Annotated in this window: 2 protein-coding genes and 1 pseudogene; all 3 read right to left on the reverse strand. The window is 66.5% G+C overall.

Going from position 1 to position 1094, the window contains the following annotated elements:
- Window positions 1–107 (reverse strand): annotated as a pseudogene (locus tag ABZ135_RS38800) (ketol-acid reductoisomerase); the annotation flags it as partial.
- A gap of 127 nt (window positions 108–234) precedes the next feature.
- Window positions 235–762: an acetolactate synthase small subunit gene (gene ilvN, locus ABZ135_RS38805; RefSeq protein WP_356703138.1), complete on the reverse strand. Its 528-nt coding sequence runs from the start codon at window positions 760–762 to the stop codon at window positions 235–237.
- A gap of 29 nt (window positions 763–791) precedes the next feature.
- The coding region (locus ABZ135_RS38810) for a thiamine pyrophosphate-dependent enzyme (protein WP_356703140.1) at window positions 792–1094 on the reverse strand (303 nt) is incomplete at its 5' end.

The following is a 1094-nucleotide window of genomic DNA, read 5'->3' on the forward strand; positions in this document are numbered from 1 at the left end:
AGCGACAGCGCGTGGGCATGGCCCTGGCTGCCGTAACCGATCACCGCGACCTTACGGCCCTGGATGATCGAAAGGTCGGCGTCGTCGTCGTAGAACAGCTCGGCCACTGGGAATCTCCTTGAGGTGCTGGTGTTGCGTCCCACCGTACGGCGGGGTGCGGGAGGAAGGTTGTCGGGTCTCGCCAGGCGGACCGCCGGATGGACCGGCGGCCTGCCCTTCTCGACCTCGGGGGTGTCAGGCGCTGCGGTCGAGGGCCCGCAGGGACCGGTCCGTGATGGACCGGGAGCCACGCCCTATGGCGATGGTGCCGGACTGGACGAGCTCCTTGATGCCGAACTGCTCCAGCATCTTCAGCATCGCCTCGAGCTTGTCACTCGAACCGGTGGCCTCGATGGTGACGGCCTCCGGCGAGACGTCCACAGTCTTGGCGCGGAACAACTGGACGATCTCGACGATCTGGGAGCGGGTCTCGTTGTCGGCGCGGACCTTCACCAGGACGAGCTCGCGCTGGATCGCGGCGCCGGGCTCGAGTTCGACGATCTTCAGGACGTTGACCAGCTTGTTGAGCTGCTTGGTCACCTGCTCCAGGGGCAGGTCCTCGACATTGACCACGATGGTGATGCGGGAGATGTCGGGGTGCTCGGTGACACCGACGGCGAGCGAGTCGATGTTGAAGCCGCGGCGGGAGAACAGGGCGGCGATCCGGGCGAGGATGCCGGGCGTGTTCTCGACCAGGACGGAGAGCGTGTGCTTGGTGGACATGATGTGGGTCTCTTCCTTCGCTCTGCGCTTCAGTCGTCTTCGCCGTCGCCGAAGTCGGGGCGGACGCCCCGGGCGGCCATGACCTCGTCGTTGGAGGTGCCGGCCGCGACCATCGGCCAGACCTGGGCGTCCTCGTGGACAATGAAATCGATCACGACCGGACGGTCGTTGATCGCGTTGGCCTCGGCGATGACCTTGTCCAGGTCCGCCGGGTCCTCACACCGCAGCGCCACACACCCCATCGCCTCGGACAGCTTCACGAAGTCCGGGATACGCGTGCCCCGCGCCTCCGGATTGACATCGTCCGGACCCGAGTGCAGCACCGTGTTGGA

The organism is Streptomyces sp. NPDC006339 (assembly GCF_040612775.1).
Taxonomy (GTDB): domain Bacteria; phylum Actinomycetota; class Actinomycetes; order Streptomycetales; family Streptomycetaceae; genus Streptomyces.

Bases quoted from the DNA above. Each gene is read 5' to 3' on its own strand.
- ilvN (WP_356703138.1), bottom strand. From the start codon at position 762: ATGTCCACCAAGCACACGCTCTCCGTCCTGGTCGAGAACACGCCCGGC.